Below are 17,998 nucleotides of genomic sequence, written 5' to 3'. Positions count from 1 at the left end.
AAGAATGATGTTGGGCTGGGCGATCGATTCTGTTTAGAATCGACGGGCTTTTCATAATGATAGGTAGCTCCTGCGCAAACACCAAACGCACGGCCTGGGCAGATGTGCCGTGGGTGGGTTTGACGCAGCGGATTCCCGATTGAGCAGGAGGCTCGTGATGCAACGCATCGATAACGACATGGACGAAGCAATCGAGACATCGCGTCGGCGGACCGATCAGATGCGTCAGCGCCGTCGCACTCGCTATCGGATCGCGATGGGGTCGTTCGCCTTGACGATCCTGTTGTCGATCGCAATGGGTCCTTCGATCGTCTGCAATTCGCCGATCGCCGATTCGTTGTTAGGCAGCAACGCGGAAAAATATGGCTGGCAAGCCAAGGCCTACGGAATTCGTCTCGGTTGGATGACGCCGCTGCGTCTGGACGACTTGGAACTGATCGGCCCCAGCGGACAAACGCGGCTGACCGCAGGCCGGATCGAGACCGAAGTCACGCTGATCGATCTGATCTCCGGACGCTCCGATTTTGGGACCGTCCAGGCGACGGGACTTCGCAGCGAACTGGCGGTCGACGCCGGGACCAGCAGCCTTGAACAAGACCTCGCGGCTTTTGAAAGCGAACCCGATTCCACAACGGATGAATCGGACGACGACTCTTCGTCGCTAGACACTTCGACATCGGTCAAGATCGTCCTCCGCGATGCCGAAGTGGTCGTGACCAATGCGACGACCGGAGAAGTTTGGAAGCTGGCGGAGATCGCCGCCGACATCGCAGTCGAAAGCGATCTGCCGCGTGGAGACCTCTCGCTGACCGTCGTCGATCCACAGGGACAACCGGGCAAGTTGGAACTGCGACTGGCTGCGTCGGAGCAGAGTGGCGCAAGCGCGCTGCAAGTCGATGCGACCTTGGCCTCGCTGCCACTGTCGATCGCAAAACTTCTGGCAACTCGATTCCCAACCGATGACGGCATGGCTCCCCAACACGTCGGCGGTGTCGCAGAAGGAGACCTGCGATTAACGCTGGACGCCAGCGGTGCACTCCGCGGCGATTTCCGCAGCCTGAATCTGCGCGACGTGCAGATCGGCGATCCGCGATTGTCCGAAAACCTGTGGGCGATCCAAGCCGCCCGCGTCGAGGGTTCATTCCTCTATACCGCCACACATCTGCAGGGAATGGGGCTGCACTTGAGCAGCGATTTTGGCGTCGCTGATCTGAACGGCACCTTCCGGATCGCCAGCGCCGACGTCTCCGCAGACCTCGCCGAAAATCCGTTTGCCTGGCTCGAAGCCCTCTCGGGAACCGCCGGTCTTGAAATCGATCTGGCTCGGCTCAGCAAAGCCGCCCCCGGCCTACTGCCGCTACGCGAAAATGCTTCGATCGAATCGGCGATCCTCCGCGGCAGCCTCTCCGGCATCCAAGACGCCGACGGTTTCCTAACGAACATCGATCTAGAATCCGATCCGATTCGCGCCACCTCGTTTGGCCGGCCGCTGCAGATCGAACCGATGACGATCCAATTGTCGGCGCGTCCCTCGGGAGCCTGGATCATGGCCGAACGGCTGCAGATCCGCAGCATGTTCGCCAACGCAACGGCCAGCGGCGACCTGCGGAATGGGCAAGCCGAATTTAACATCGACCTAGGCCGTTTGACCGCGATGGTCTCGCCGCTGATCGACCTCTCCGATACCGAACTCGGCGGCAGCACGTCGGGCAGCATCCGCTGGACCGCCGAGCGCGACGGGCTGTGGCGGCTGGATGGTCAAGCAACGGCAGCGATGCTGGCGATCGGACTCTCCGGCGGCGAAACGATTCGCGAACCAGCCGTCGACTTCAAAATTGGCGCGATCGGAATCTGGGGTGGCGACCATCTGGCTCGGCTGAACCAAGCCGCGATCACGCTGCGTAACGCTTCGCAGATGTGGGACATCGAACTGGAACAACCGATCGATCAACCGACCTCGAAAACTCTGCTGCCGGTCAAAGCGGTCGGCAAGGGACGCATCGCCGCAGTCGTCGGCCTGATCCGTCCCTGGTTGCCCACCGCGATGGGAGCGACCGAGGGCGAGTTCGACGCCACGCTACACGCCGACGTCGCGATGGGTGACGGCGTATTGCGAGGTGCCACGATTTCGATGCAGCAGCCGGCTGTCGCTTGGTCGGGTTCGCGGTACAGCCAAAGCACATTAAAAGTCAACTTCGACGGCAAGCTGCCGATGGCGATGGATACGATTTCGATCCGTTCGTTGACAGCGATCGGAAACGCCGCGGCGCTTAGTGCCCAAGGCGACTATCGATACGAAGGCAACAGCGAGCTGGAGCTGGCTTGGCGAGCCGACGTCGAGCGACTGCGTCAGTCGACCGATGCGATCGCTGCGCAGTTCCAACCGATTCAATTGACAAGCTTCGCTCCGCAACCGGAAGTCGAAGCGAGCAACTACCAGATCAAAGGGACGATCGAAGGCCGGGCGACATTGCTCGGCAGCGGCGGGATCTGGAAAGCCAACGTCGACGCCGACGCGGCGAATCTTGAACTGTTGCAGAACGTTGGCGTCTCGGGACACGTCGACCTCGCGAACCATGTTCCCCCGATGCCGCTGCAGGTGAATCATGAATCGCTCTGGAAAGAACCGAATCTGAAGCTGGTTGGATTGATCCAATACAACGAAGCCAATGGAGACATCGACGGCAAGGATCTGAAGATCAGCACCCAGTGGCTCGATGCCACGCTGACCGGCAAGTACCGTGGCGACGAGACGACGACGCAGGTGGCGATGTCGGGGCCGGCACGGATTCGCAGCGACGAGATCGCTCGCCGGTTGCAAGATCTAATCGGTCAACCGATCCAGATGTCCGGAACCAGCGAGGGCCCGATCGAATTGCAGGTGCGGATGCAAGGCGACGAACCGGCTGACATCACCGCTTCGGGAACTCTGGCTTGGGATCAAGCCAATATCGCCGGCGTGGAGATCGGCCCGGCGTCGATCCCCGTGAAAACCGCCGCGGGGCAAATTGAAATCGCCCCGACGACGATCCAATTGGCTAAGGGGCGTTTGAATCTGGCCGGCAAAGCCAGCTACAGCGACGATCCGATCTGGATCCAACCGACGCCTGGCTTGATCGCCGAAGGGGTTCAACTGGAAACCGAAATGACGCGGACGTGGCTGAAATACGTGGCTCCATTGCTGGCCGACGCGACCGACGTCAACGGCACCTTCAAGCTGGAGATCGACCAGGCGATGATCTTCCCGATGGCACCGGCGCGAAACAAAATCAGCGGACGACTGGGGATCGACCACGCGCAAGTCGGCCCCGGCCCGATCGCTAACAGCGTCGTCGGCGTGATCGGCCAATTTGCGTCGCTGGGAGGAAGCAAGCCGCTGACCGCCGGCAACCAATGGATCGAACTGCCCGCCCAATCGGTCGACTTTGTCATGGAAAACGGTGTCGTCACGCATCAGCGACTGATGATGCAGTTGGACGATGTGCGAGTCGTTTCCAGCGGCAGCGCGTCGTTGGACGGACGGCTGGAAATCAACGCCCAGATCCCGATCGAAGACGCTTGGGCCGGCAACGACATGCGGAAAGCGGGGATGGTCGGGCAGACCTTCCAGATCCCGATCGACGGCACGTTCAGCCGCCCCAGCCTCGATTCGCGAGGCGTGACCGAATCGCTGACCCGGCTGGGAACCAAGGCGTTGGAAGAGACTGCAAAAAATGCGTTGCAGAAAGAACTCTCCCGCGGCCTACAGAAACTGTTCGGCAATCGCTAACGCCCGCCCAGCTAAAGAATCACAATCAGCCAGTTGACGTAGCTGCCGCCGGGGTCGTTCGGCGGCATCCAATCGGCTCGATTGTGCCTCCGCCACGGTGCCCGCTGCCGCCGGAAGCTCGATTTGAATTATGGATTCACGCAGCCAGAAACATTACGACACGCTTTCGCGAAGCGATCGATTGGATATGCTAGGCATGAAGTATCATACGAATGTTGAGTTTGCTTGGTTTCAAATCGCCCGACGGCGACCTGGATCTTTGATTGCTGCACCTGGATGATCAAGTCACGACAGAAGCTCGGAAAATACCAGATCGAAAAGAAGCTCGGCGAAGGCGGCTTCGCTGGTGTTTACCGTGCGCTCGACACGATCGAAGGAGTCCGCGTTGCGCTGAAGATCCCGTATTCCCAATCGCTCAGCTCCGATACGTTGGAGGAATGCCTGAAAGAGGTGCGGATGATGGCCTCCTTGGACCATCCGCACATCCTTTCGCTGAAAAATGCTGAATTCATCGAGGGGCATTTTGTGCTAGCGTTCCCTCTGGCCGAACAGACGCTGGGCGATCGGATCACCAAGCGGATGTCGATGGCCCAGGGGATCAGCTACACCGAACAGATGCTCGAAGCGGTTTCATACGCTCACCAGCGGCGGATCATCCACTGCGATCTGAAGCCTGAAAACATGGTCCTGTTTGCCAACGGCGACCTGCGGCTGACCGACTTTGGGATCGCAAAGATCGCGATGCGAACGCTTCGCGCCTCCGGCTCCGGCACCGTCGGCTACATCGCCCCCGAACAAGCGATGGGGCGACCGTCGTTTCGCAGCGACGTCTTCTCCTTGGGTTTGGTGCTCTACCGGGTCTTCAGCGGCAAGTTGCCCGAATGGCCTTTCGCCTGGCCACCGCCCAATTATCGAGCCCTCTGCGATCGGGTGAGTCCCGAGTTTGTCGAGATGCTGCGGCGGTCGCTGCAGATGGAACCACAGCGCCGCTATCGCAACGCGACGCAGATGCTGTCGGCCTTTCGCCGACTGAAAGCTCGCGCGATCCTGAACAACGAAGCGACGGCTAACGCCGGAAAAAAGAAGAAGACCGGCCGCGATTGGCGGACGCTGCGGTACCAACAATTCCTCCGCAATTACGGCAAGGTGATCGACGTCAACGGATCGTGCAAGAAGTGCAAAGGGCCGGTCGCCGAATCGATGATCGCCTGCCCGTGGTGCAGTTCCGACCGACAGATGCATGTCCGCGAAACGCGGTTCCCGCAAGTCTGCCCGCGATGCGAAGGGGGCATGAAACTCGATTGGTCCTTCTGCCCGTGGTGCGAGGGGCCCGAGTTCGAACTCGGATCGACCCGCTCGTTCACCGACAAACGATATACGACCTCGTGCGACAACGAGGAGTGTGGCGGCCGCTTGATGCCCTTCATGCGATTTTGCCCCTGGTGCGACACTCGGGTCCAGCGGACGTGGAACTTGACCGGATCGAAGGACAAATGCCGATCGTGTGGTTGGGGCGTGAGTCGCGAATTCTGGAGCTGTTGCCCTTGGTGCGCCACGGACATCTAAACCCGATCGGAAAAGGACGTTCAGTTGGAGCTCAATTCAGGCAATCCAGGCCCCGCGGTGATCTACTGCAACCGGCGGATGACCGCGTCGGTCGCGCATGCCATTGGCGGCGGCGAGTCGGCGGTCTTTTCGTCGCGCAGCCCCTGCAAGGAAACTCCCAACGAAGACGTCGCCGCAATCGTCCCCTGCGATGAAAACTCCTGCGTGCTGATCGTCGCCGATGGGATGGGAGGACATTCCGCAGGCGAAGTCGCTTCGCTGACGGCGGTTCGCGAAATGATCCGAGCGGTCAACGAAGCGTTGCAGCAAAAACAGATGCTGCGAATCGGAATCATCAACGGATTCGAACGCGCCAACGACGCGGTCCAGGCGATGGGAACCGGTTCGGGGACGACGCTCGCCGTCGTCGAAATCTCGCAAAACGAAGTCCGTCCCTACCACGCGGGCGATTCGGTCGTGTTGGTCGTCGGCTCGCGAGGCAAGATCAAACTCGAAACGACATCCCACTCGCCCGTCGGTTTTGGGCTCGCCGCCGGACTGCTCGATTCCAGCGAAGCGATGGACCATGCCGAGCGGCACGTGATCCTGAACGCCGTCGGTTCGCCATCGATGCGGATCGAGATCGGATCGGCGATCCGCCTGGCAGCTCGCGATACCGTGATGCTGGCCAGCGACGGACTTACCGACAACGTCACGACTCAAGAGGCGATTCGGCGGATCCGCAAAGGAAAAATCTGCGACTGTGCCAACGAACTCACCGAACTGGCGACCCAGCGGATGTGGAACCCCGGCGAAGGCCGGCCCAGCAAACCGGACGACCTGACGGTTTTGCTATTCCGCCGCCAATCCGGTTAAACTGTAAACTCTGCTTTTGCCCACGATGCGTCCAAAGATGGTCCTTTCAATGCCAACGCCAATCCTCTCCGCCCGAACGACGACTGCTGGGCTCGCAATCGCGATGCTGTCGGTCTGGCTTAGCTGTTCGCCGCTGGCCGCTGCCGACGCTCCGCTCGCTCCACCAAGCGACGTCGAACTTCGTGCGCAAGTCGATCGGCTGATCGAACAACTGGGCGATCCAAGCTACGCCAAACGGATCCGCGCTCGCGGCGAACTGCAGCGAATGGGACTGATGGCCTTCGACGCGTTGCACGCTGCTCAATTAAACGACGACAGCGAGATCGCGATGGCGGCTCGTTATCTCGTCGAAAGCTTGCAAGTCAGTTGGTCGACCGAAGACGATTCGACCGACGTCCGCCAGATCCTTTCCGAATACGGCGCCCAGACGGAAGTCGAACGCAAGAGTCGGATGGATCGCTTGGCGGGGCTGCCTCAACGCGAAGGGCTTGCCGCGCTCTGCCGATTGGTCCGCTTCGAGACCAAGCTGCGGCTGAGTCGTGCTGCGGCGTTGCTGATCATGCAGCAACCGACATCCGATTCGATCGAGCTTCGTCGCCGCAACAGCGCGGTGATCGCCGAATCGTTGGGCGCGAATTCGCGGGAAGCGTCGAAGTGGTTGACGCTGTACGCTCGCGATCTAGCCAACGACGAATTTAATGTCTCCGCGTGGCGAGCGTTGATCGAGAGCGAACGGAGCCGAGTCGCCAGCCAGACGACACGCTCGAGCGACGACCTGGCCGTTCTTAAACTCTACCGCATCTGCGCCGTTCGCGCGATGGAACATGGGCTGCAAGCCGAATCGCTCGCGCTGGCGACCGAGAGTCTGGAACTTGTCGAAGCCCGCAAACAACCGCTCCGCAACGCCGTCGAATGGGCGTTGGATCACCAGATGTGGACGATTGTGCTGAAGCTGCTCCAGCGCGATGCAAGCGACTTTAAAAACGACGCCTGGCTGTCGTATGCGGTCGCCGAAGCGTTGACCGAAACCGGCGACGCGGCGGAGGGCGAGCGATGGGTATCGCAAGCGTTAGAGCTAGCCCCGCTGGCGCCGCTGAACGAAGACGGCAGCAGCCCGATGACCGCCGACGCGCGGCAACAAGCAACCCAGCGGCACATGCTGGTCGCGATGGAATTGGTTAGCCGCGGGCGTTTCGATTGGGCAAAACGCGAATACCAATACGTTATCGATCGCAGCCCGATCGACACCTCCAGCTCGGCCGACTCGCGGTGGAAACTGGCGATGATCCTCAGCGAATTCGAGGACTATCAACCGGCCGCAGAATTGCTCGAGCCAAGCGTCCAGCGGATGATGATGGATCGCGACTTCCGCCGCATCGTGCAGCGTGAACTGATCTATTCGTTTGAAGACTTCGAGTCCCGGATGCATTACAACGCCGCCTTGGGACACCAACAGGCCGGCGAAAATGAACAAGCCGCCGCGTCGCTGAAATCGGCGCTCGCCGCCGCACCGTTGGATGGCGACATCTTGATCGCGATGTATCGTTTCCCCGGCGATGAAAAATGGAAACAGGAGACCCAGCGAGCGATCCGCGAGGCGCTGACCGAATTCGAACGGATGATCCGCGAGGGAGAACGCCAAGCCGCCGGGCTGAACCAACAACAACTCAACCGCGGCATCTCCCATTACTGCAACCAATACGCCTGGCTGGCGGCGAACACGAACGGCGACCTCAAACGGGCGTTGGCCTACAGTCGCCGTTCGTTGGAATTGATGCCCAAGCGAGCGTCGCTGACCGATACGCTGTCGCATTGTTATTACGCTCTGGGCGACTACGATGCCGCCGTCCGCACGCAGCGCGAAGCTGTCGCCTTGGAACCTCACTCGCCGCCGATCCGTCGGCAACTCGATTTCTTCATCGAGAAGCAACAAGAGCATCGCGAAAAACAGAACGCCGCCGTTCGCAAGGATTAACCCCACGTTCACAGCGCCGCCTCCTGCGACGCTTCCCGCCACCACAACTCCAAGAACTCACACCACCATGAAGCGCACTCTCGCTCCCGCAATACGTCTAGCGATCCTGTTCCTCTTGCCGCTCGCCGCATTCCCCAGCCTCGCCTCGGCTCAGCAAAAAGAGAAGCAAAGCCAAGAGTACAAGATCGACGCAGACGTTCCCTATCGCAGCGGCGACGATCTGCCCGAGAGCATGCAGCGTTGCCGGTTGGACGTTTATTACCCTGTCGATCGCAAAGACTTTGCCACCGTCGTCTGGTTCCACGGCGGCGGGCTGACCGCGGGGAACAAATCGATTCCGCAAGGCCTGAAGAATCGAGGGATCGCCGTTGTCGCTGTCAACTATCGCTTGGGGCCGGCGGTGAAGTCGCCAGCTTACATCGAAGACGCCGCCGCAGCGGTCGCTTGGACGTTTAACCACATCGCCGATTACGGCGGGTCGCGCGATCGGATCTATGTCAGCGGGCATTCGGCTGGCGGTTATCTGACCAGTATGGTCGGCCTCGATCGCCGCTGGCTAGCAGCCCACGACATCGACGCCAACGAGATCGCTGGCTTGATTCCGTTCAGCGGCCATACGATCACGCACTTCACGATCCGCAAGGAGCGTGGAATCGGCGGCAAGCAACCGGTCGTCGACGACCTCGCCCCGCTGTATCACGTTCGCAAAGACGCTCCGCCGCTGTTGCTGATCACCGGCGATCGCGAATTGGAAATGCTCGGCCGCTACGAAGAGAACGCTTACCTGTGGCGGATGATGCAGGTCGTCGGGCATCCGAACACCGAACTGCTCGAACTCGACGGCTACGACCACGGCGGGATGGACGATCCCGCGTACCCACTGATGCTAAAGTTCATCCGCAAGGATCTCGCTTCAAAGCGTTAAAAGCAGTAGAGACAACAGGTTAGCTGCGGCCGAGAGCTTCCCCCGCCGCAGCCCGCGTTTTGGCGGGAAAATTTTCCCTGTAAGAATGACGGTGGTTACGCGTCTATCTCTTGAACACAAGGGCGACGCTGCAGTTTTCCTCAAAGGCGATTTAGCTCCGATCCTGGTTTCCCACCAACGATGCCATCCACCGCGCGATGGCCTCCGGTTCTCCAGCTGACGGCTCGCGATTGCGCTCACCCCGGTTTGCCGCAAGACAAACCGCAAATCGACCGGCAGCCCTCCCCCAGTTCGTTCACCCCTGTTTTTCAAGCAAAGGAAAGATCGACTATGCCACGTCTAAAAACCATCGGCCCCAACGAAGCTCAGCCACCGCTGAAGGAAATCTATGACGATTTGACATCCCAGATGGGAAAGGTCGTCAACATTTTCCAAGGTATGGGAAACAGTCCCGCCGCTTTGAAAGCCTATCTGTCGATGTCCGCCGCGCTGGCCGAAGGCGATCTCTCGCCGGAGGATCGCGAGATCATCTACTTGGCGGTCAGCGAGCAGAACGGTTGCCACTACTGCGTCTCGGCGCATGCGATGTTGGCCAAGCGGGTTGGTCTAGCTGACGACGCGATCCGCGCCGCCCGCCAGTTCCAATCGAGCGACCCTAAGCACGAATCGCTACTAACCTTCGTCCGCCGCGTGATCGCCAGCAAGGGATTTGTCAGCGACGAGGAACTGCAGGCTGTCAAATCAGCCGGCTACAGCGATGGGCAAATCGCCGAAGCCGTCGGCTACATCGGCTTAGCCACGTTCTCGAACCTGTTCAACCACGTCAACGGCACCGAACTCGACTTCCCCGCCGCCGAAAAGATTTAAAAGAGGGAGAGAGAGTCGCCAGAATCCTCGGCCCATCAAAATGTGAGCTCTCCGACCCCTGAGCCCGGAGGGCGCCACATCTAACACCGGTGCTGTAAACCACCGGAGTGCTTCAACCCGGCCAGCGATCTCCTGAGCCCGGAGGGCGGCATACCTAATGCCGGTGGTGTAAACCACCGGTGCCGCAGCGCAGCGCGACATCAAAGGCCGGAGGCCGACACAAACATCTGCCGGCCTCCGGCCTGGTGTTTCTTCTGGTGCTTCATTCCGGTGGTTTACACCACCGGCAGAGAATGTGTCGGCCTCCGGCCTGAAAACTCCCAATGCATTACCTCGCGCCTAAAATTTCCGGAGCCCGGAGGGCGGCACACCCAATGCCGGTGGTGTAAACCACCGGTACCGCAGCGCAGCGCGACATCAAAGGCCGGAGGCCGACACAAACATCTGCCGGCCTCCAGCCTCCTGCTTTTTGCTAGTGCATCATTCCGGTGGTTTACACCACCGGCAGGGAATGTGTCGGCCTCCGGCCTGAGGACTCCCAATGCATTATCTCGCGCCTACTATCTCCGGAGCCCGGAGGGCGGCACACCTAATGCCGGTGGTGTAAACCACCGGTACTTCTACCCGACCAAAGATCTCCCGAGCCCGGAGGGCGCCACATCCAATGCCGGTGGTGTAAACCACCGGTGCCGCTGAGCCGCGCTGCACAAAGGCCGGAGGCCGACACAAACATCTGCCGGCCTCCGGCCTGGTGTTCTTTGCTAGGGCATCATTCCGGTGGTTTACACCACCGGCAGGGAATGTGTCGGCCTCCGGCCTGAGGACTCCCAATGCATTATCTCGCGCCTACTATCTCCGGAGCCCGGAGGGCGGCACACCTAATGCCGGTGGTGTAAACCACCGGTGCCGCAGAGCCCCGCGGCATCAAAGGCCGGAGGCCGACACAAACATCTGCCGGCCTCCGGCCTGGTGTTTTTTGCTGGTGCTTCGATCCGGTGGTTTACACCACCGGCAGGGAATGTGTCGGCCTCCGGCCTGAGGACAACCGATCAATGACCGATGAAGAAACTCGCCCACTAAATCCGGAGCCCGGCGGGCGGCAAACCCAATGCCGGTGGTGTAAACCACCGGTACTTCTACCCGACTAAATACCTCCTGAGCCCGGAGGGCGGCACACCTAATGCCGGTGGTGTAAACCACCGGTGATGCAAAGAGGACCGCCCCCATGTCGTCGCTTCGCGACTCGTGGTGGCTCGCTCATTCTTAGACCTGGGACTTGCGTCACCAGGCTAACACATCTCGTCGCTTCGCGACTGAGGTGCGTTGCAGTGGCGTAGCCACGCCATGCAACAGCCTGGGACGCAAGTCCCAAGAATCCTCGGCGGCAACCAACGACTTCACCCGCCCGGCGGAGCTGGGAGGGTCGAAAAACGGGCGTTTAGCTAGTTTTTCGGGGAGGGCCATCCCATGGGATCGAACGACGTCGAATTGCCGCGCGACACACCTCCCCGAACCTCGCTGCGCTGGTTCGACCCTCCCCTACAAACTGCGTTTTGGGGAGGGTGAAGCGGTGCATCATTCCGGTCTTCCAAACCACCGCTGCCGCAAAGACGCGCCCCTACCATCTCAATCGCCAATCGCTCCCATGCAAAATTTGTCAGCCGAAAATTTGCAGTCGATCGTCGATCCGATTAGGCTCTTCATCCCCCTAATGAAAGACACCAACTCAACCTCCATATCGAGAGACTACACGATGCAAATGAACCGCCTCACACGAAACACCGCCGTTGCCGCTTTTTCGATTTTTGCCGCGCTCTGCAGCACCGTCGCTGTGACCGCCGAAGAGAACAAATCGAGCGGCGACGAAGCGGCTTGGATCTCGCTGTTCGATGGCAAGTCGATGGAGGGCTGGGAGAAGGTCGGTTCGGACGGCAGCAAATGGGAAGTCAAAGAGGGAGCGATTTGGGGATCGGGAACGCCTTCGATGCTGGTCAACACAACCGGCCCCTACAAAAACTTCCGCTATCGCGCCGAGGTGAAGATCAACGACGGCGGCAACTCGGGCCTCTACTTCCGCACCACGCGGCGGCCCGGATTCTCCGACGGCTACGAAGCTCAAATCGACAGCACCCACACCGACCCGATCCGCACCGGATCGCTCTACGGTTTCTGCCACGTCTATCCACAATTGGTTAAACCGGGAACCTGGTTCACCTATGAGATCGAAGTTCGCGACGACGTCTGGCGCGGCCGCGAGATGACTCGCATCAAGATCACCGTCGACGGGAACGAGCTGTACGAATACCTCGACTTTGAAAAGACCTACGGCCCCGGCCACTTCGCCTTCCAACAGCACGACCCGGGCAGTACCGTCGCGATCCGCCAAGCCGAAGTCCAACCGCTAGCCGACTGATTGGCAGCACACGCGTTATCAACCGCCCGATCAGCCGTCACGCGTTAGCGTCCGGTTCCATCGTCCCGCGTCGACGCAACCAAACCGTGGGCTAAGGACCAGCGGCTGATAGGCGCGATGCAGTGCTGCGGGCCCACGGGCATACACTCGACGGCGGCGGGGGAATCCGATCTATTGAATGTGGAAACATTGGCTGCGACGGCGGATCGACGCAGGCCAGAATTGATTCACCTTCTTGCACAGGAACCTCCGCGATGGATTTGGGACTCAAGAACAAGCTCGCCGTGATCACCGGATCGACCTCGGGGATTGGCCAAGCGATCGCCAAGTCGCTGTTGGACGAGGGGGCGACGGTGGTGATCAACGGCCGCAGCCAAACTTCGCTCGCCCGGGCGACCAAGGAGCTCGGCGGCGGCGATTCGCTGCATGGCGTCGCGGCGGACGTCTCGACAGCTGACGGGTGCGCGGCACTGGTCGCCGCAGCTGAAGCGATCGCGCCGATCGACATCCTGATCAACAACGCGGGGATCTTTGAACCGAAGCCGTTTGCGGAGATCAGCGACGAGGATTGGCAGCGGTTCTACGAAGTCAACGTGATGAGTGGCGTGCGGATGAGCCGCGCGGTGATGGGATCGATGCAGCAGCGGGGCTGGGGCCGGATCGTTTTCATTTCCAGCGAATCGGCGATCAACATCCCGACCGAAATGGTTCACTACGGAATGACCAAAACCGCTCAACTGTCGATCTCCCGCGGCTTGGCCAAGACGCTCAAAGACACCGGCGTGACCGTCAACTGCGTCCTCCCCGGGCCGACGTGGAGCGAAGGGGTGGAACAGTTTGTCGAGAGCTTGGCGGGCGAGCAGGACATCGAACAGGTCAAGCGTGACTTCTTTCGCGACTCCCGCGGCGGATCGTTGATCCAACGCTTTGCGAGCGTCGAAGAAGTGGCATCGCTTGTCAGCTACGTCGTCAGCCAACGCGCCTCAGCGACCACCGGCGCCGCCCTCCGCTGCGACGGCGGCCTCGTCGACACCTGCTTCTAAACAGCCCCCGCGGCTCCAATGCTGCCCCTCCGCCTCATCGCCCCACAGCGCTGAGGCCGACGCCCGGCACGCCTCATTTCTATAGGCAGAACCGCCTCCCAACGCGCCGTAAAAAAGGCCGAAGGCCGACACACGACCTGCCGGTGGGATAAGCCACCGGTCACCGCAAAACAACCTGCCTTCTTAAAGGCCGGAGGCCGACACAAAAACCTGTGCCGGCCTTCGGCCTTGTGTTTTCCGCACGAGGATTCGTTCCGGTGGTTTACACCACCGGCAGGTCCTTTACCGGCCTCCGGCCTAAAGCCACCGACCAACAGATACTCGCCCCGCAAGCCCAAAGGCCGCCACCCCCACTGCCGGTATCATAAGCCACTGGCATCCCACAGCCAAACCATTCCCAAGTCCAAATTCCAGCACGCGTCATCTCGACAAGCAAGACCGCCCCCACCAACAACCAACCGCGCGGAGGCCAGAGGCCGGCACACGACCTGCCGGTGGCATTAGCCACCGGTCACTAACATGCCAACCGCCCCAGGCCGGAGGTCGACACAATGGCCGACTGTCAGTCGGCTAGCTTGACCGCAGAGTCTCCAGAGCCTACGTTCTGTAGCGGATCGCATGACACAAGAGTAGGGTCCGATAGTTAGGATCCTACTCTGCTCAGCACGCTCGCACTTCTCTCTCGCTCGCCCCCTTCCTGCACATTCGGCTTCCACTTCTTGGATGCCGCTTTGATTCAACGATGACCTCTCCGTTCCTTCAAGTCGCACAAGCCGATTGGATCGCCGCCAATGCATTGGCGTTTGCGATCTTCGATGGATATCCCGTTGCGACGGGGCATGCGTTGGTTGTTACACGTCGACTGGTGCCGACGTGGTTTGATGCAACACCGGCAGAACAAGTCGCGCTGATGGAACTCGTCAACGTCGTGAAAGAAAAGCTCGACGAAACGCTTCGCCCGCGTCCCGATGGATACAACGTAGGTTTTAATTCGGGAGCCGCATCGGGACAGACTGTCGATCACGTTCACATCCATGTCATCCCAAGATACCTGGGCGACGTCGAAGATCCCCGTGGCGGTGTCCGACACGTCATTCCCGACAAAGCGAACTACCTGGCACCGCCAGCTGATTCTCAAGCCCACGACCAGGAGAACTCGGGGCCCACGTTGAGCATTGGCTATCCCGAATCGCCACTCTGGGACCAACTAGCGTGGCGAATCGTTGCAGCCAAATCGGTCGATGTACTCGTCTCGTTTGTGCAGTCGTCTGGTTTAGAAGTCATTGAAGAACGGCTTTTCGAGGCGATTGCAAACCAAGCCGTCGTACGGATCTTGGTCAGCGATTATCTCTACATCTCCGATCCGCGAGCACTCCGCACCCTGCTCGGATGGTGCGACCTGGCGACCGAAAGCGTGCCAGCTGGCCAACTGCAAGCCAAGCTGATCGAAACGGCAAAGCTCTCCTCTAGGCCCGCATCGTTTCATCCCAAGGCCTGGCGGATCGTTGAAGGAGCGAGCGACTTCATTTCCGTTGGCAGCAGCAACTTGTCGAAGCCCGCCTTGTTGACTGGTGTCGAATGGAATCTGTTGTCGAGCACCAAGGAACCGGCGACGTCGCACACCCAATTTTCGGAAGCATTCGATTCGCTGTGGGATGTCGCGTCGCCGCTAACGCCGGCCTCGGTCACCGAATATACAGCGGCAGCAAAAACGTACCACCAAACTCACGTTGTCCCGAACCAACCCGAAGCACAGGAAATTCCCAACCCTCGTCCATGGCAGCTGGAAGCGCTCAAGTCGCTTGCCCAAATCCGCGCCGCCGGGCATCGTCGAGCGCTCGTCGCCGTGGCGACAGGAATGGGAAAGACGTGGTTGGCCGCGTTGGATGCCTGCCAATATGGAATGACGATCAAGCGGCGGCCGCGAGTTTTGATCGTCGCCCACCGGGCCCACATATTGGCCCAAGCGGAAGCAGTTGTATCGCGAATGTTAGACCACCGTTTCGCGGAGGGATCGACGGCTTGGTACATCGGCGACCGCAGCGAACTTGCAGGAGAGCTGGTTGTCGCATCGGTGCAGAAACTGTCGCGTCCCGAAGGACTGCAGCGGCTGGCCGATGAGCATTTCGATTACCTGATCATGGACGAAGTACACCACGCGCACGCCCCAAGCTATCGCCGAGTTCTCGCCCAAATCCGTTGCGATTTTGCGCTCGGTTTGACCGCCACTCCGGAACGAACCGACGGGGTCGATGTCGCGACGATCTTCGACGACAACTTGGCGTATCACGCGACGATTGGCGACGGGATTTCCGAAGACGCACTCGTGCCGTTCCACTACGTCGGCATCAAAGACACCGTCGACTTTCGTCAGATTCCGTGGCGGAACGGACGTTTCGACGTCGCAGAGTTGGAGGTGCAGGTCGAGCAAAGCGAACGGATGCAGAAACTTTGGCTGGCGATGGAAAACCATCCGGCCAAACGGACCCTGGTCTTCTGTTGCTCGCGACGGCACGCGTTGTTTGCACGTGATTGGCTGAGAACAAAAGGAGTATCGGCGGCGGCTGTCTTTTCTGGCGACGGGAGCGATGCCTACGGCGAATCGCTCGACCAGCTGCGTGATGGAAAGCTGCAAGCGTTGTGTGTTGTCGACATGTTCAACGAGGGACTCGACATTCCCGCGGTCGACCGCGTCGTGATGCTCCGTCCCACCGAATCAAAAATCATTTTCTTGCAACAACTGGGCCGTGGGCTCCGCGCGGCCGAGGGGAAGTCGCGTCTGCTGGTCCTCGATTTTGTCGGCAACCATCGCATCTTCGCTCAACGCATCGTCCACCTATTGTCGCTCCAATCGGGATGTGACCAATGGCAATCGCTCAGAGATTGGCTGGCCGGCAAACCGCTCCAGCTGCCCGAAGGTTGCCTGTTGGATGTTGAGCTCGATGCCAAGGACATGCTCAAAGAGTTTCTTCCTCAGGGAAGGACCGCGGCGATCGAAGGCTACCGGGGGCTTCGCGATGAACTCGGACGCCGCCCCACGGCGATGGAGGTGTTCAGCCGTGGTTATCTGCCGCGTGCGATCAGCGCCGCCGAGGGAAGCTGGTTCGAATTTGTTCATGCGGAAGAGGACCTCGATCCCGACGAAGCCGAAGTCGTATCGCGGTTTACCGACTGGCTGAAGACGCTCGAAACGACCAACCTTAACAAGTCGTACAAGATGGTTGTGCTGAGAGTCCTTCTGGACAGCGGTCAATTGTTTGCGGGTGTCGACCTCTTCGATTTTGCAAAACAGTGCCGTTCGTATATGCAGCGGCACGACGTACTCCGCCGCGATCTTGAGGGAACGCAGCATGCGATCGATCACGATAAGGCGACCGATCAAGAGTGGGCCAAGTGGTGGATCAAATGGCCGATCTCGCGTTGGCTCGCACCACAAAACAACGCTGTCTGGTTCAAACGCTCCGGCGACCGATTTGAAACGACGATCGACTGTCCCGTCCACGTGCGAGCTGCTCTCGAATCGATGACGGAAGAACTTGTCGATTGGCGGCTTGCAGCCTATACGCGGAGCCGACGTCTGACTGCAACCGAATCTCCAGAACACATCGTATTCGAAGCCAAGGTCTCGCACGCCAGCGGACGGCCCATCCTGTTTCTGCCCGACAAATCGAAGGTCCCCGGCCGCCCTGTTGGCCCGACGCCAATGCAGCTGCCCGACGGAGCGATGTGGGAATTTAAGATGGTCAAGATCGCATGCAACGTTGCAGCACCGGCAGGCGAGACGAAGAACCAATTGGGAGAGTTATTGAAATCATGGTTTGGTCCCGACGCCGGATTGCCAGGGACCAACTTCCGCGTGCTGTTCAAAAGTCAGAACGGAAGATGGTCGGTAGCACCATGCGACGTCGAAGCAACAGATGCGAGTGAACCGGCCACGACGGAGTCTTCGGAGATTCCGCAAATCTTGCCGGAGATTTCCGATCCCAAAAAATTCACCACGCACGCGCCGGTCTACGATCTTTCCGTCGCTGCGGGGCAATGGGGCCCCGAGGGTGTCCCGGCAGAGATCGGTTGGATCGCCGTCGACGATCGGCGGCTGGAAAAGGGAATGTTTGCCGCTCATGTGATCGGCCACTCGATGGAGCCTGTCATTCCCAACGACGCTTGGTGCTTGTTCCGCCCGATCACTCCCGGCACGCGCGAAGGTAAACTCCTGCTGGTGCAAGTCAACACGCATCTCGATCCCGAGGAGGGTGGTCGATACACCGTGAAACGCTACCACTCGACAAAGCGCGTCGACGAGGATGGTTGGCAACACACAACGATCCAGCTGCAACCACTCAATCCCGACTACAAACCAATCGACATAACGCCAGAAGATGCCGAGGATCTACGAGTCATCGGCGAGTTCATCTGCGTCATCGATCCGGCGCAGGGAACTTGAAACCGTTGACGCGATCGCGGCAGCAATCATTTCCCGCTGCGGCACGCGTTTGGGTCCCTACCGGATAGATCAACGGTGCGACTGGTTGACCGATGGTTCCTTTGTTTTGGTGAGGGAGGACTCGTGACCTCGTCCACTACG

9 protein-coding genes are annotated in these 17,998 nt (G+C 59.9%); all 9 read left to right on the top strand.

Annotation, left to right across the window (positions count from 1 at the left end; all coding sequences use genetic code 11):
* Positions 1 to 157 precede the first annotated feature (157 nt).
* The 9 genes from CA51_RS10665 to CA51_RS10625 all read left to right on the top strand — a co-directional run bounded on the left by CA51_RS10665 (position 158) and on the right by CA51_RS10625 (position 17,857).
* Complete coding sequence (locus CA51_RS10665; protein WP_145120385.1) at positions 158 to 3,769, top strand: hypothetical protein; 3,612 nt, start codon at positions 158 to 160, stop codon at positions 3,767 to 3,769.
* 276 nt (positions 3,770 to 4,045) lie between these two features.
* Positions 4,046 to 5,335: a serine/threonine protein kinase gene (locus tag CA51_RS10660; RefSeq protein WP_145120383.1), complete on the top strand. Its 1,290-nt coding sequence runs from the start codon at positions 4,046 to 4,048 to the stop codon at positions 5,333 to 5,335.
* Between the two features lie 24 nt (positions 5,336 to 5,359).
* On the top strand, positions 5,360 to 6,190 hold the full coding sequence (locus tag CA51_RS10655; protein ID WP_145120381.1) for a PP2C family protein-serine/threonine phosphatase: 831 nt from the start codon (positions 5,360 to 5,362) through the stop codon (positions 6,188 to 6,190).
* A gap of 49 nt (positions 6,191 to 6,239) precedes the next feature.
* A complete protein-coding gene (locus tag CA51_RS10650; RefSeq protein WP_197451739.1) occupies positions 6,240 to 8,165 on the top strand; it encodes a tetratricopeptide repeat protein in 1,926 nt (641 codons plus the stop codon).
* 67 nt (positions 8,166 to 8,232) lie between these two features.
* On the top strand, positions 8,233 to 9,090 hold the full coding sequence (locus tag CA51_RS10645) for an alpha/beta hydrolase (protein WP_145120377.1): 858 nt from the start codon (positions 8,233 to 8,235) through the stop codon (positions 9,088 to 9,090).
* Between the two features lie 330 nt (positions 9,091 to 9,420).
* A complete protein-coding gene (locus tag CA51_RS10640; protein ID WP_145284706.1) occupies positions 9,421 to 9,957 on the top strand; it encodes a carboxymuconolactone decarboxylase family protein in 537 nt (178 codons plus the stop codon).
* A 1,759-nt stretch (positions 9,958 to 11,716) separates the two neighbouring features.
* On the top strand, positions 11,717 to 12,370 hold the full coding sequence (locus CA51_RS10635) for a 3-keto-disaccharide hydrolase (RefSeq protein ID WP_231746112.1): 654 nt from the start codon (positions 11,717 to 11,719) through the stop codon (positions 12,368 to 12,370).
* 254 nt (positions 12,371 to 12,624) lie between these two features.
* Positions 12,625 to 13,413 (top strand): SDR family NAD(P)-dependent oxidoreductase, encoded by a 789-nt coding sequence (locus tag CA51_RS10630; protein WP_145120373.1) that lies wholly within the window; start codon positions 12,625 to 12,627, stop codon positions 13,411 to 13,413.
* Between the two features lie 742 nt (positions 13,414 to 14,155).
* Positions 14,156 to 17,857 (top strand): DEAD/DEAH box helicase family protein, encoded by a 3,702-nt coding sequence (locus tag CA51_RS10625; protein ID WP_145120371.1) that lies wholly within the window; start codon positions 14,156 to 14,158, stop codon positions 17,855 to 17,857.
* Positions 17,858 to 17,998 lie beyond the last annotated feature (141 nt).

Origin of the sequence: Rosistilla oblonga (genome assembly GCF_007751715.1) — a bacterium.
GTDB lineage: Bacteria > Planctomycetota > Planctomycetia > Pirellulales > Pirellulaceae > Rosistilla > Rosistilla oblonga.
The sequence above is the reverse complement of the archived record's forward strand: the minus strand, read 5'-3'. Positions and strand labels throughout refer to the sequence as shown.

Bases quoted from the DNA above. Each gene is read 5' to 3' on its own strand.
- CA51_RS10665 (WP_145120385.1), top strand. From the start codon at position 158: ATGCAACGCATCGATAACGACATGGACGAAGCAATCGAGACATCGCGT.
- CA51_RS10660 (WP_145120383.1), top strand. From the start codon at position 4,046: ATGATCAAGTCACGACAGAAGCTCGGAAAATACCAGATCGAAAAGAAG.
- CA51_RS10650 (WP_197451739.1), top strand. From the start codon at position 6,240: ATGCCAACGCCAATCCTCTCCGCCCGAACGACGACTGCTGGGCTCGCA.
- CA51_RS10645 (WP_145120377.1), top strand. From the start codon at position 8,233: ATGAAGCGCACTCTCGCTCCCGCAATACGTCTAGCGATCCTGTTCCTC.
- CA51_RS10640 (WP_145284706.1), top strand. From the start codon at position 9,421: ATGCCACGTCTAAAAACCATCGGCCCCAACGAAGCTCAGCCACCGCTG.
- CA51_RS10635 (WP_231746112.1), top strand. From the start codon at position 11,717: ATGAACCGCCTCACACGAAACACCGCCGTTGCCGCTTTTTCGATTTTT.
- CA51_RS10630 (WP_145120373.1), top strand. From the start codon at position 12,625: ATGGATTTGGGACTCAAGAACAAGCTCGCCGTGATCACCGGATCGACC.
- CA51_RS10625 (WP_145120371.1), top strand. From the start codon at position 14,156: ATGACCTCTCCGTTCCTTCAAGTCGCACAAGCCGATTGGATCGCCGCC.